Source organism: Mesorhizobium sp. C372A, assembly GCF_030323245.1.
In the GTDB taxonomy this organism is placed as follows: Bacteria; Pseudomonadota; Alphaproteobacteria; order Rhizobiales; family Rhizobiaceae; genus Mesorhizobium.
In genome coordinates, this window is sequence record NZ_CP100475.1 from 2,903,020 (window position 1) to 2,916,409 (window position 13,390).

General features: G+C 64.1%; 16 protein-coding genes. 4 read left to right on the forward strand and 12 right to left on the reverse strand.

Annotation, left to right across the window (positions count from 1 at the left end; translation table 11 throughout):
- Positions 1-11 precede the first annotated feature (11 nt).
- The 12 genes from flgH to NLY42_RS13870 form a co-directional block, all read right to left on the reverse strand.
- A complete protein-coding gene (flgH, locus tag NLY42_RS13815; protein WP_023691727.1) occupies positions 12-716 on the reverse strand; it encodes a flagellar basal body L-ring protein FlgH in 705 nt (234 codons plus the stop codon).
- On the reverse strand, positions 713-1,294 hold the full coding sequence (locus NLY42_RS13820) for a MotE family protein (protein ID WP_031244340.1): 582 nt from the start codon (positions 1,292-1,294) through the stop codon (positions 713-715). Before NLY42_RS13820 ends, flgH begins: the two co-directional genes overlap by 4 nt.
- 3 nt (positions 1,295-1,297) lie before the next feature.
- Complete coding sequence (locus tag NLY42_RS13825) at positions 1,298-2,539, reverse strand: flagellar basal body P-ring protein FlgI (protein ID WP_023755004.1); 1,242 nt, start codon at positions 2,537-2,539, stop codon at positions 1,298-1,300.
- On the reverse strand, positions 2,536-3,063 hold the full coding sequence (gene flgA, locus NLY42_RS13830; protein WP_023755003.1) for a flagellar basal body P-ring formation chaperone FlgA: 528 nt from the start codon (positions 3,061-3,063) through the stop codon (positions 2,536-2,538). Before flgA ends, NLY42_RS13825 begins: the two co-directional genes overlap by 4 nt.
- A gap of 6 nt (positions 3,064-3,069) precedes the next feature.
- Positions 3,070-3,858, reverse strand: a complete 789-nt coding sequence (gene flgG, locus NLY42_RS13835; protein ID WP_023673650.1) for a flagellar basal-body rod protein FlgG — start codon at positions 3,856-3,858, stop codon at positions 3,070-3,072.
- A 12-nt stretch (positions 3,859-3,870) separates the two neighbouring features.
- Positions 3,871-4,206 carry a flagellar hook-basal body complex protein FliE gene (gene fliE / locus NLY42_RS13840; protein WP_023673649.1) on the reverse strand — a complete coding sequence of 112 codons (336 nt, stop codon included), beginning with the start codon at positions 4,204-4,206 and terminating at the stop codon, positions 3,871-3,873.
- Complete coding sequence (gene flgC, locus NLY42_RS13845; RefSeq protein ID WP_023686341.1) at positions 4,206-4,622, reverse strand: flagellar basal body rod protein FlgC; 417 nt, start codon at positions 4,620-4,622, stop codon at positions 4,206-4,208. Before flgC ends, fliE begins: the two co-directional genes overlap by 1 nt.
- A gap of 2 nt (positions 4,623-4,624) precedes the next feature.
- Positions 4,625-5,005: a flagellar basal body rod protein FlgB gene (flgB, locus tag NLY42_RS13850; protein WP_023691724.1), complete on the reverse strand. Its 381-nt coding sequence runs from the start codon at positions 5,003-5,005 to the stop codon at positions 4,625-4,627.
- A gap of 84 nt (positions 5,006-5,089) precedes the next feature.
- Positions 5,090-5,956, reverse strand: coding sequence for a hypothetical protein (locus NLY42_RS13855; RefSeq protein WP_031192940.1), 867 nt, complete (start codon positions 5,954-5,956; stop codon positions 5,090-5,092).
- Complete coding sequence (gene fliI, locus NLY42_RS13860; protein ID WP_023755002.1) at positions 5,943-7,364, reverse strand: flagellar protein export ATPase FliI; 1,422 nt, start codon at positions 7,362-7,364, stop codon at positions 5,943-5,945. Before fliI ends, NLY42_RS13855 begins: the two co-directional genes overlap by 14 nt.
- Before the next feature lie 4 nt (positions 7,365-7,368).
- Positions 7,369-8,094: a flagellar basal-body rod protein FlgF gene (gene flgF, locus NLY42_RS13865; protein ID WP_023671749.1), complete on the reverse strand. Its 726-nt coding sequence runs from the start codon at positions 8,092-8,094 to the stop codon at positions 7,369-7,371.
- 7 nt (positions 8,095-8,101) lie between these two features.
- A complete protein-coding gene (locus tag NLY42_RS13870) occupies positions 8,102-9,913 on the reverse strand; it encodes a DUF1217 domain-containing protein (protein ID WP_023755001.1) in 1,812 nt (603 codons plus the stop codon).
- Between the two features lie 144 nt (positions 9,914-10,057).
- On the opposite strand from NLY42_RS13870, the gene motA reads away from it, so the two are divergent.
- The 4 genes from motA to NLY42_RS13890 all read left to right on the forward strand — a co-directional run bounded on the left by motA (position 10,058) and on the right by NLY42_RS13890 (position 13,380).
- On the forward strand, positions 10,058-10,933 hold the full coding sequence (gene motA, locus NLY42_RS13875; protein WP_023671751.1) for a flagellar motor stator protein MotA: 876 nt from the start codon (positions 10,058-10,060) through the stop codon (positions 10,931-10,933).
- 138 nt (positions 10,934-11,071) lie between these two features.
- Entirely contained in the window at positions 11,072-11,902 is an 831-nt protein-coding gene (locus tag NLY42_RS13880; RefSeq protein WP_286497568.1) for a FliM/FliN family flagellar motor switch protein, read from the forward strand.
- 33 nt (positions 11,903-11,935) lie between these two features.
- Complete coding sequence (gene fliN / locus NLY42_RS13885; RefSeq protein ID WP_023683477.1) at positions 11,936-12,325, forward strand: flagellar motor switch protein FliN; 390 nt, start codon at positions 11,936-11,938, stop codon at positions 12,323-12,325.
- 38 nt (positions 12,326-12,363) lie between these two features.
- Positions 12,364-13,380, forward strand: a complete 1,017-nt coding sequence (locus NLY42_RS13890) for a flagellar motor switch protein FliG (RefSeq protein WP_023728370.1) — start codon at positions 12,364-12,366, stop codon at positions 13,378-13,380.
- The last annotated feature ends 10 nt before the right edge of the window (positions 13,381-13,390 follow it).

The following is a 13,390-nucleotide window of genomic DNA, read 5'->3' on the forward strand; positions in this document are numbered from 1 at the left end:
GTTCTCCAGTCCTAAAAGGGGAGGACTTGGTCGAGGATCTGCTGACCGTAAGCGGGCTGCTGGATTTCGCTGACGCGGCCGCGGCCGCCATAGGAGATGCGCGCCTCGGCGATGCGTTCATAAGAGATGGTGTTTTCAGCGCCGATATCGGATGGACGCACCATGCCGGCGATGGTCAGCACCCTGAGCTCGTAATTGACGCGCACTTCCTGCGAGCCGCGGATCATCAAATTGCCGTTGGGCAGGACTTCGGTGACGACGGCGGCGACGTTGAGCTCGAGGTTCTCCGAGCGCTTGATTTCGCCGTCCGCATTGGTTTCGGTGGTGGAACTCAAGCCGGCGTCGCCCTTGCCGCTGGTGGTGGCACCTTCCCATCCGAGGTTGACGTCATAGCCGAGCTTGCGACCGGCGGTGCGGCTGCGGTCGTTCTGGTTCTTGAAGTTGGCCTTGTCGTTGAGCTTGATCCTGACGGTGAGGATGTCGCCGTCGCGCAGCGCGCGTGGGTCGGTGAACAACCGGCTCTGGCGATCATCCCACAGCGAGAATTTCTTCACCGGCGCGGCTGGCGTTTCGGGATAGGAGTAGGGCGCATTGACGCTGCCGGTGATGCCGGTGCCAACCGGCGACAGCGCCGGCTCCCTGCCGATCTCCCTGGGGTCGGAGGCGCATCCGGCAAGTGAAGCCGTGGCGACCAGGGCGAGAATATGCGACTTCATGACGGATCTACCCTTCGGGCCGCGCTGGCCATGATGCCGGTGAGTGTGGCCGCTGCCTTCTGGTCCATCTCGTTGAGAATGACGCCGGCTTTGCGCGAATCGAGTTTCATCAGGATGGCGGCGGCGAGATCGGCGTTGACCATGGCCAGGCGCTCGGCCGCGGCATCCGGTTTCATGCCGGCATAGATCTTGACGACGCCATCCTCGGCGCGGGCCAGGAAGACTTCACGCCGCTTCAGCCATTGCTCGTATTCGGCGCGCTTGTCGTCCAGCGCCTTCATGCGGAGGTCGATGCCGGCCTGCAGCTGCTTCAGCTCTTCGGCCTGCAGCGCGTAACGGCGGTCGCGGGCGGCGTCGGCGATGTTGGAGCAGAAGCGCTGGATCTCGCTTTCATCGGGCACCTTCTCGCGGACCAGCTGCTGCATTGCCGCCGGCTGTTGCCCGCCAGGCAGAACCTGCCGCACCGCTTCTTCCGCGCGGACAGTGCCGCCGGCAAGGACGGTGGCGGCGATGACGCAAGCTGCCAAGGCTGCGCTTCGGCGGTGCTGCTTTTGGGAAAAGAAATCGATCATCGGCATGGCCTATTGGAGAACCAGATCGGCCTGCAAAGCGCCGGCCGACTTGATGCCTTGCAAAATGGCAATGATGCCGTCCGGCTTGACGCCGAGACGGTTGAGGCCCGACACCAGCGTTTCGAGGTTCGGTCCGTCGAGCACATTGACGCGGGCGTCAGGCCGCGTGGCATCGATGGTGGTGAAGGGTTCCTCCGCTGTCACGCCCTTGGAGAACGGTTCCGGCTGGACGATCTTCGGCTGTTCGGTGATGCGCACGGTGAGCGTGCCGTGGCTGATCGCCACCCGCGAGATCTTGACCTCGTTGCCGATGACGATGGTGCCGGTGCGTTCGTCTATGACGACGCGTGCCGGCGTGTCTGTCTCGACCACCAAATTCTCGATCTCGGCGTAGAAACGCGCCGCCGAAACATTCTTCGGCCGCCTGATCTGCACGGTGCGTGCATCGCGCTCCGCCGCCACGCGCGTGCCGAAGCGTTGCGAGGTGTAGCCGTTGATGGCGTCGGCGATGCGGACGGCAGTGGAGAAATCGGGATTGCGCAATTGCAAGGTGAGCAGCGCCTGGTCTTCGAATTCGGCGCGCACTGTGCGCTCGACGATGGCGCCGTTGGGCACGCGGCCGGCGGTCGGCACGCCTTGCGTCAGCTTTTCGGCATCGCCCTGGGCAGTGAAGCCGGAAACAATGACCGAGCCTTGCCCGACAGCATAGATTTCGCCATCGGCCGCCTTCAGTGGCGTCATTATCAGCGTGCCACCGGCAAGCGATGTGGCGTCGCCCATGGAGGAGACGTCGATGTCGATGCGGGCGCCCGACTGCACGTAAGGCGGCATGTTGGCGGTGACGATGACGGCGGCGACGTTCTTGGCCCGCGCGCTGCCGCCTTCGGTGGCGATGCCGAGATTTTCGAGCATGGCGCGGATCGACTGTTCGGTGAAGGGCGAATTGCGCAGGCTGTCGCCCGATCCGGCGAGGCCGATGACGAGGCCGTAGCCGACGAGCTGGTTGTCGCGCGAAGCCTGCAGCTGCGCAATGTCCTTGATGCGCGATGCGACCTGGCCGGGTGGCAGAGAGCTTGGGCCGTTGGAGACCCTGAACATGCGGTTGGTGGTGGCCGGATCGTATTCGGGATCGACAAAGGCGCCGCCATTCTGGCCGGCAAGATCGCGCTTTTGGTTCGGCGTAAGACCGTCGGCCAGCGCCGGCTGCAGGCCGACAACGGCCGCGAGCAGAAGGGCAGCTCCGCGTCTCATGACGCGCTGACCCGGATGGTGCCGTCAGCCATCACCGTGCCGGAAAAGATCTTGCCGCTGTCTGTGTTGCGGACCTTTATCAAATCGCCGGCGGCACCCGGCTGCAGCGACACCGCCGTGGCCGAAATGGTGAGGTCGCCCGCGATGAAATAGACCTGCACGGCGGCACCCTGTTCGACCAGCCAGGCGTCGCGGATGGCGGCGACCTGGATATAGCGGCCGGGCAGCAGCGTGCGCTTGGCGACCTTGCCCTGGAGTTCCATGGCCCGCGTGGCGACCGCATCCGGCCTGTGCTTGCCGGGGAGCAGCGTCACCGGTTTCAGCGCGCCGGTGTCGATCATCTCGCCGGGATAGATGACCCGGTTGGGGATCAGCACGATCTCGCCGGTTGCCTGACTGCTTGCGACCTGGGTGGTGGTCTCCTGATTTGCCGCTTCCTGCGCAAACGCCGGCACACCGCCGGCTACCAGCGCGAGCATCAGCGCGGTGCGGCAAAGCGCGGAGCGGGAGGCCGGAGAGACCATCAAACCTTACCTGATGTTCTTGGACACGACCGAGGCCATGTCGTCGGCGGCCTGGATGACCTTGGAGTTCATCTCATAGGCGCGCTGCGCCGAGATCAGCTCGGTGATTTCCTTGACCGGATCGACGTTGGAGGCCTCGAGATAACCCTGCTCGACCGAGGCGAAGCCGGGATCGCCGGGCACGCCGACATTGGCCGGGCCGGAGGCCGGCGTCTCCTGGAACAGATTGTCGCCGAGCGGCGCCAGGCCGGCTTCATTGGCAAAGTTGGCGAGCTGCAGCTGGCCCAGCAGCTGGAGGTCGGTCTGGCCGTCGATGCGGGCAAAGACCTGGCCGGTCTTGTTGACGACAACTTCGATGGCATCGGTCGGCACGGTGATGGCCGGGATGACATTGGCGCCGTCGACGGTCACCAACTGGCCGGTGGCGTTGGTGTTGAAGGCGCCGGCGCGGCTGTAGAGCGTGCCGCCGTCGCCGCCCTCGATCTGGAACCAGCCGCGGCCCGTCAGCGCCATGTCGAAACTGTTGCCGGTCGAGGTCAGTTCGCCCTGCGTATGGACGTTGCGCACCGCCGTCGTCTTGACGCCGAGGCCGATCGACACGCCTTCCGGCACAAGCGATGAATTGGAGCGGTTGGGCACGCCCTGCGTGCGGTCGACCTGGTAGAGCAGGTCGGAGAATTCGGCGCGCGCGCGCTTGTAGCCGGTGGTGTTGATGTTGGCGATGTTGTTGGCGATGACTTCCAGATTTGTCTGCTGGGCATTCATGCCGGTCGCTGCGATGGCGAGTGCTTTCACGGCAAGTTCTCCTCAGATGCCCATACGGCTGATTTCGAGATAGGCGGAGACGACCTTGTCGCGAATGGCGATCGTGGTCTGCAGGGCCTGCTGGGCGCTCATGACGGCGTCGACGACCTGGCGGGTGTCGGCGTCGCCCCTCAGCGCCTGGATCGACACCTGCTCGGCATTCTGCAAGGTGTTGACGGTCTTTGAAGCAGCCTGGCTCAGCGCTTCGGCGAAGGTGGTGCCGATTTCGCTGCCGGCCATCGGCGCCCTGGTGCCCTGGAACAGGTCGGTCGTGGTATCGGCGCCACCGATCTCCGGCTTGAGGGGAAGCGATCCGATACCGCCAATGCCGCTGATCATTACTGGTTCCTCATCAGGTCGATGGTCATGGAGATCAGATCACGCGCCTGCTTGATGACCTGAAGGTTGGCTTCGTAGGAGCGGTTGGCCTCGCTCATGTCGGCCATCTCGACCAGCACGTTTACATTGGGCATCTTGACGTAGCCCTTGTCGTCGGCGGCCTCGTTGCCGGGCTGGAATTCGACGGGAAAGTCGCTGGGGTCGCGGTCGATGGAGTTGACCTCAACTGTCGTGCCACCCGAGGCACGGTCGAGTTCCGAGACGAAACTGATGGTCTTGCGGCGATAGGGGTCAGCGCCCGGGGTGTTGCCGGTCGACTGCGCGTTGGCGAGATTTTCCGAAACGACGCGCAAACGGTCAGACTGGGCGCTGAGGCCGGACGCGGCGATCTTGAGGGCTGAGGTCAAGGCGTCCATTGTCAGCTCTTCACCGCCATCATCATCATCGAATGGAAGGCCTTGACGATCGCGGTGTTGAGCTCGAAGGAGCGGCGGACCTCGCCGGCCTTCATCAGTTCGTTCTCGACCACCACCGTGTTCTTCGAGGGCATGATGGCGCCGGTCGTCTCTTCTGGCTTGACCGTGAAGCCGGCATTAGTGGCGGCAGTGCCGAGGTGGCCTGCCTGGGTGGCGGTCAGCGACACTGCCGTGCGGTCGAGCACCTTCTCGAACGGCTCGACATCGCCGGCGGTGTAGCCGGGCGTGTTGACGTTGGCGATGTTGCCGGCAATTGCGGACTGGCGCACCGACAGCCATTGCGACTGCTTGGCGGCGAGATCGAAAAGGTTGATGGGCTCCATGGGGATCTCCAGGCTGGTACGTACAAGACTAGGCTGCCAGTCTTGCGCGGACCTTGCGCGGGCCAGGCGTAAGCCGGTGTGCCGCTATTTGGAGAGTTCGATCACCTGGTCGGTGCTGGTGACCATGACCCACTTGCCGCCGCGTTGCTCGATCGACGAGACGACGCTGGAGTCGGGCAGCTTCGAGCCGCGCTGGACAATCCACAGGCCGGCATCGTCCTCGATCATGGCGCGGCCATTGGCGACATGAACCATGCGAAATTTGGGATCCGCCGGGAAGGGCTGCTCGTCGACGCCGGGAGGCCGGGTCTTGTCCTCGGGGTCCTGCAGCGTGCCGGTGGCGAACAGGTCGACATCGGGAACATCGTTTGCCGTCAGCGGCTGACCGCTGTTCTCCATCTGCGAGCCGCCGCTGACCCGCCCTGCATTGGTGCCGCTGCCGCCGAACTTGATCGCCTGCACGCCGAACTGGTCCTGATTGAAGAAGATATACCAGGGAAACAGCGCGCAGATCAGGCCAAGCGTGATGCCGAGCGCGGCAAAGACGATATCGCTGCGGCGGTCGGATTTCTTGTCGAGCCTGGGATATTGCGGCCTTGGCGGCTGCGGCCATTCGGTGACCGGGAACAGCCCGTCGAGAAGCGAGTCACGACTGGTCTCGATCGCTTCTTTGGGGCCGGCGCGAGGGGTCCTTGGCAATTCAGGCTTGACGACGCTGGGCAAGGCAGGCTCGGCCAAGCGAGGCACAGTGGACTCGACTACGCTGGCTACCCTGGGCAAGAATGGCCTGGCGGCCCTGGCCAGAATGGCCTCAGCCTTGGCGGCCTTGTCGAGATCGGCCTTTGCCCTGACAGCTCTCGCTTCGTTGGCCCGGGCTTCCTCGGCGGCACTGGCCTCTGCGATCATCTCGCGCAAAAGCCGCTCGGTGTACTGAAGCTCAGTCTCCTGCATCGACACTTTGCTTGCCTTTCAGATGACGGGCGAGGTCGGAGAATGCGTCGCTCGAGGCGCGATCCCTGGGCGACTGCGTCAGCGCCTCGTAGATCAGCGGCACCTGGCGCACGGCAATATCGAGCTCGGCATCGGCGCCGCCCTGATAGGCACCGAGCAGGCGGATGTCGCGGGTGTCCTCGAAGCGCGAGATCATCGATTTCAGCCTGGTCACCAGCATGCGTTGCTCGGGGCTCCATGCCTTGTCGGCGAGGCGCGAGATCGACGACAGCGGATTGACCGGGGGGTAGCGGCCCTGTTCGGCAATGGCGCGGTCGAGCACGACATGGCCGTCGAGGATGCCGCGTACCGAATCGGCGACCGGGTCGTTGTGGTCGTCGCCGTCGACCAGCACCGAGATGATGGCAGTGATTGATCCCTGTCCTTTGATACCGGGGCCTTCAGCGCCCGGGCCAGCGCGTTCGAGCAGCTTGGGCAGATCGGTGAAAACCGAAGCGGGATAGCCGCGGGCGACCGGCGGCTCGCCGGTGCCGGTCGCTACCTCGCGCAGCGCATGGGCAAAGCGGGTAATCGAATCCAGCACCAGCAGCACGCGATGGCCCTGGTCGCGAAAATGTTCGGCAACGCGCATGGCGGTATCCGGCGCGCGCCGGCGCATCATGGCGCTCTCGTCGCTGGTAGCGACGACGGCGACCGTCTTGGCCATGCTCTCTGCGCCGATCGTGTCTTCGAGGAATTCGCGTACCTCGCGGCCGCGCTCGCCGATCAGCGCCACGACCACGGTGTCGAAGGCGTCGGCGCCGGCCAGCATAGCGAGCAGCGTCGACTTGCCGACGCCGGAACCGGCAAAGACGCCGAGGCGCTGGCCGAGGCAGAGCGGCGTGAAGATGTCGATGACCTTGACCCCGGTCGTGAAGGCGGTGCCGACGCGCTGCCGCGCCATCGCGCCGGGCGTTGTGCCGTCGCCGCTCGCAGCCTCGCCGATCCTGATCAGCGGCGGGCCGCCGTCGATGACGCGGGTCAGCGCGTCGATGGCGCGCCCGCGCCACGAAGCATGCGGCGTTACCGTCAGCGGGCCGCGGCGAAACACGGCGTCGCCGATGCCGGCGTCGGCGCTGCGTTCGAAAGGGGCGATGACGACTTCGTCGCGGCCGATCCTGACGATCTCGCCGCGGCGCGTGCCGGCATTGCCGCGCTGTTCGACGAGGTCGCCAAGCCTGGCGACTTCAGACAGGCCGCGCACCTTGTAATGCGTTGGCGAAACCTCCGAAACACGGCCGCCGCTCCGCAGCAACGTCTCGGTGTCATCGAAGCGGCGCCAGATCCGCTCCAGCGCAGCCAGCCGGTTTTCCGGTGCTGTCTCCGGTTGCCGTTCAAGCGCGCGTATCGATGATTTGCTGCTCGACATGCTGCTACGACTTGGAGCCGAGCGTCTTGATGGCGTCGTCGGTCGAGGCATCGGTCTGGCGCATCAGCGCCGCCGTGTTCTCGAAGGCGCGCTGGACCATGATCAGGCGCGTCATCTCCAGCACCGGATTGACGTTGGATTCCTCGACATAGCCCTGCGCGACGCCGAGATCGGAACGGTCGGTGACCGGCTCCGGCGCACGCGCGGGCACGATGCCAGAATTGCCGTAGCGGACGAAATTCGGGCCGGGATCGAAATTGAACAGGCCGATGGCGCCGACGAGCTTGTCGCCCTGGCGCAGCGAGCCGTCGGCGCCCGCCTTGGGTGGGCCGTCGCGCGGGTCGAGCTGGATCGGCGCACCGCCGGCGTCGAGCACCGGATGGCCTTCGAGCGACATCAACTCGCCGTTCTCGTTCATCGAAAAGCGTCCGTCGCGCGTCATCACGGTGCCGGCCGGGGTGTCGATGCCGAACCAGGCATCGCCCTGGACGGCGAAGTCGAACGGGTTGCCGGTCTGCGTCATCGCGCCATGCGCGCCGGACAAATAGGTCTTGCCGGAGGAGGCGAAGGACACCGATTTGGGGCCGCTGCCGGAGACGACATCCTCGAACTTCACGCCGGTGGCGCGAAAGCCGATGGTCGAGGCGTTGGCGACATTATCGGCGATGGTGTCGAGACGGCGCTCAAGCGCGATCTGCGAGGAAAGGGCGACGTAAAGGCTGTCCTGCATGGTGTTCTCAGAATCTCAGTTTCTGCATGGCCATCATCAGATCGGTCGAGATGCCGACGGTGGTCGGCTGCGCAAACAGCACACCGATCGATGTCTGGGCGGTCGAGGTCGGATGATTGATTTCCCAAAGGCTGGTGAAGCGGGTGAGGAATTTCTCGAGCTTGGCCGGGTCGGTGAAATCGGTGAGGTCGAGCTTTGCCTCGAAGGCCTGCGCCTGCTTGTCGATATCTGCGGCAGCGAAGGAATCGGGCAGGCCGATGGCGGTGCGTACCACGCTGGCCAGGGCCGTGTCGGCCAGCACGTCATACCAGTTGGTGATGGTCGAGGCCTTGCGCTCGAAATAGAGCGCCAACCGCACGCCGTCATTGGTCTTGCCGGCGTCTTCTTCCAGGGTCTGGCGCATGTATTTGTCGACCACCGGCTGCTGCGACGGGCTGCGGGTCGTTGCCGCTTCGCCGTAGGCCTCGAAATTCAACGAGGTGGCGAGCCTGGCATAGGCCTTGTTGGAGAGCTTGTTGGCGACACTGGCGGGATCGCGGACACCGCCCTCAAGGACATCACGGACGAGATCCTTGTTGGTGGTCGCCGGATCGAGCCCGCTTGCGGACAGAGCATAGTTATAAAGGCGGCTGTCGGCCATCAGGTCGTCGACCGATTTCACCTTGGTGATGTTGGCGAGGTAGTAGCTGGTCTCGGCCTGGACGGCGTCCGCATTCGGCTTGATGAGGCCAAGACTGGACTCGGTCGTGTAGAGCTTCGGCGTGGTCTTCAGCACCGCGTCGCGCGTGGTCGTCTGATCGCCATACTGGGCAAAATCAAAGGCGCTGACGAAGTTGGCGTAGCTCTTGTCGGTCAACAGGTTGGCGGGACTCAACGGATCGGTGACGCCGCCATTGACCATGGTGCGGATCTGCTTCGTCGTCTGGGTCGATGCATCAAGCCCATAGGCAGCCATGGCGAAGGTCAGCAGGCGCTTGTCCTTCAGCAGGTCTTCGATGGACTTCACCTTGGAGATGTTGGCTGCGTAGTAGTCGGCCTCGCCCTTGATGTATTGCGCGGTCGGCTTGACGAGCAACAGTCCGGTTCCGCCGATCACAGCCTTCGGCACCGCCTGCTGGACGGCGTCGCGCGCCGTAGCCTGGTCGCCATATTGGGCAAAGTCGAAAGCCGCGACGAAAGCCGCATAGCCCTTGTTTGTCGACGTGTTTGCGGGGCTGTTCGGGTCGGTGACGCCGCCTTCCAGCATGGCCCGCACGGTCGCAGCCGGCTCGGCGTCGGCGTCCAGGCCGAACGCGGCCATCGCATAGGTGAGCAGGCGATCGTTGCCCATCAGGTCGTCGATCGATTTTACGTTGGAAATGTTGCTCAGGTAGTACGAGGTTTCGCCCTTGTAGTAGGTGAAGCCGTTCTGCGAAGGGCCGACCGAGACCTGGAGACCATAATTGTTGGTCACGCCCTGCTGTGCCGAATTGTAGCTCGTGGCATTAGCGCCAAGTGCGGCGAAATTGAAGGCCGACACGAACTCGGCATAACGCTTGTCGCTCAGTTTGTTGGCGAAGCTGTCGGAATCCGACACCCCTTCCTTCAGGGCTTTGACCATGAAGGCCTTGGCGTAAGCCATGTCGCCGAGACCGAAGGCTTTCATGGCATATTTGAACAGCCGGTCGTTCTTGACGAAATCGTCGATCGATTTCACGCTGCCGATGTTCGCGAGATAGTAGTCGGTGTCGCGCTTGGTGATCGGCTCCGCCTCGATGCGGTCGATCGCCTTGGGGATGTCCCTGGCGATGAGCTGGTAGCTGGTAAAAGTGCTCAACACGACATGCCTCCGGTCGCAGCTTCAAAAGCAAGACTATGCGGACTTGCTTGCGCGAGGCTGAATCGCCTCACCTTGCATGATTCAAGCCTCACACAAGGCACGGGGGCTATCGGTTAGGCCTGACGTGATGCGGAAGGATCTGGCGTGGGCATTCTGATCGGACTTGTGGTGACGCTCGGCTGTGTTCTCGGCGGCTTCATGGCGATGGGCGGCCATCTGCATGTGCTGATGCAGCCTTGGGAAGCGGTGGTCATCTGTGGCGCCGCACTTGGAACCTTTCTCGTCGCCAACCCGATGAAGACGGTCAAGGACACCGGCAGGGGTATCCTCGAAGCGTTCAAGCAGGCGGTGCCGAAAGAGCGCGACTATCTGGAGACGCTGGGCGTGCTGCACAGCCTGATGCGCGAACTGCGCTCGAAGTCGCGCAGCGAGGTCGAGGCGCACATCGACAATCCGGAGGAGTCGGCAATCTTCCAGGCGTTCCCGACCGTGCTCAAGAACCACGACCTGACGAATTTCATCTGCGACTACTGCCGCATCATCATCATCGGCAATGCCCGCTCGCATGAGATCGAGGCGCTGATGGACGAGGAAATCCAGACCATCAAGTCCGACAAGATGAAGGCTTACCATGCGCTGGTGGCGGTGGGCGATGGTCTGCCGGCGCTCGGCATCGTCGCCGCCGTGCTCGGCGTGGTCAAGGCGATGGGCGCGCTCGACCAGTCGCCCGAAATCCTCGGCGGCCTGATCGGCGCCGCCCTTGTCGGAACCTTTCTCGGCATCTTCCTGTCCTATGCAGTGGTCGGGCCGGTCGCCACCAAGATCAAGACGGTGCGCGAGAAGAAGAACCGCCTCTATATCATCGTCAAGCAGACGCTGCTTGCCTACATGAACGGCGCTCTGCCGCAGGTGGCGATCGAGTTCGGCCGCAAGACCATCTCGTCCTATGAGCGGCCGACGATCGATGCCGTCGAGCAAAGCACGATGAACACAGCTTCCGCCGAGAAGAAAGCGGCTTGAGCCATGCATGACGACAGACAGGACCGCACGCCGTCATGACAAGTCCTGGCAGCCCCTCGCAAGCCCGCTCGCTGATCATCGAGCGTCTGGTCGGTGACAGCGGTGAGGCCGCTCACGTCATCGGCACCGGGGCGCTCGATGGGCGAGCGCGCACTGCCGCTGCTGCAGAAGAGCCTGGCCGGCGAGCTCGGTGCACCGGTCACCGTCGACCTGCGCACGGTCGAGATCAGCCGTGTTCCCGATGCCCGCACGAATGCCGGCGATGCCTTTGCCATGGCCATCATAGCATCGCCGACGTCTTCGGATGCGATGACGCTGGTGGCTGATGCGCCGGCCATCGCCGTGATGGTGTGCGCGCTGTTCGGCGGCGATCCGGATCAGCCGGTTTCGCCGATCGAGCGCGCTCTGTCGCAGATCGAGACCGATGTCGCGACCACGGTCTTCCAGGAAGTTGCGCAGGCGTTGAACGGATCGGGCCGGCGCTCGCTCGAGCTGCGGCTGCCGGTGCCGCGGGCGCTTTCGGGCAGCGAAGCCAAGCGCCGCGTGCTGCGCGATGGCGCGGCGGTGCGCATCGTCTTCGGCATCTCGACGCCGACCGACAGCGGAACGGTCACGGTGATGATCCCGCAGCGCATCCTGCTGGCCACACGCGGTATCGCCGATGTCCACGACAGCGAAGGCACGACCTCCGACTGGCGGGCACGTTTTTCCGAAGAAGTGATGCGCTCGACGGTGACGCTCGAAGCGACCATGCCGCTGGCCCGCCTGACGCTCGGCGACCTCGCCGGCTTCGAGCCGGGCCAGATCATCGAGCTCGAGGAGACGGCGCAGTCCCAAGCCAAGCTGAGCGCGCGCGACAAGACGCTGTTTGTCTGCGAGTTCGGTAAACTCGGGCAGAACTACACCGTCCGGATCAGGCATCCTTACGATGCCGGTCAGGATTTTATCGATGGGCTCATGCCGGGCTGACGCCGGGCAAGCCCAAGCATTTGGAGACGACTGATGGCCAAGACCAAGGTGGAAGCCAATATCGACCAGCCGGACGAACAGCTCGACCGCGCCATCGAGGAATTGCGCGGTGTCCTCCAGGAGGAGGAAAAGCGCCCCGACGCCGCCTTGCGGGCTGCCACGTCCGGCGCCAATTCCAACATCATCATGAGCATCCCGGTCGATGTGCAGATCATCCTCGGCAGTACGGAAATGCCGGTGTCGGACCTGATGGCGCTGCAGAAGGGCTCGACGGTGGCGCTTAACCGGCGCATCGGCGAACCGGTCGATGTCGTGGTCAACGGCCGCAAGATCGCCCGCGGCGAGATCACCGTGCTGGAAAGCGATCCGTCGCGCTTCGGCATCAGGCTGACCGAAATTATCGCGGCGACCAAGGGCGCTTGAGCAATGAATGACATGCGGTCTCAGCAGGAGCTTATGCCATGACGACGCCGGTGACGCTCACGCGCCCGCAAAAGGCCGCCGCCATCCTGGTGGCGATGGGCAAGCCTTCGGCCAGCCGGCTGCTGAAATTCTTCAAGCAAGAAGAACTGAAGGCACTGATCGAAGGGGCGCGGCTGCTGCGCACCATTCCGCAAAGCGACCTCGAACGCATCGTTGCCGAATTCGAGGCCGAGTTCACCGAAGGTGCGGGCCTGCTCGATTCCGCCGACCGGATGGACACGATCCTCAATGAATCGCTGTCGCCCGAAGAGATGAGCGCCATCATGGGCGACAAGCGCTTCGAGGTTGCGCCGGAAGGACCACCGCCGATCTGGCCGGAGCTGGAAAAGCTCGAGCCGACGCGTCTGGGCACATTCCTTGCCGCCGAGCATCCCCAGACCGCGGCCATGGTGCTGTCGAAGCTTGCGCCGCAGGCCGCCGCCAACATTCTGCTGACGATGGAAAAGCCGATGCGCAGCCAGATCATCAAGCGCATGGTGACGATGGCGACCATTCCGGACGCGGCGACCAGGATCATCGAGAACCAGCTGCGCGCCAGCGTGCTGGCGCAGACAGCGACCAAGGACATCTCGGCGGGACAGGCGCGCGTCGCCAGTATGCTCAACGAGATGGACAAGCCTCAGTTGGAAGAGGTCATGCAGGATCTGGAAGAGGCCGGCACGCCGGACCTCGGCGGTGTCCGCTCCAGGTTGTTTGCCTTCGACGATCTGCCGCTTTTGACGCAGAAGGCGCGGGTGCTTCTGTTCGACGGGCTGTCGACCGAACTGATTACGCTGGCGCTGCGCGGTGCACCACCCGCATTGACGGAATCGGCGCTCTCGGCGATCGGCGCACGGTCGCGGCGCATGATCGAGTCCGAGCTCGGACAGGGCTCGGAAGGCATTCAGCTTGCCGACATCATGACGGCGCGCAAGAACATCGCGGTGGCGACAATCCGGCTTTCGCGCGAGGGGGCTTTCGAACTGCCCTCATCGCAGCAGAGCGAAGCGGCTTAACGCCGAGCGC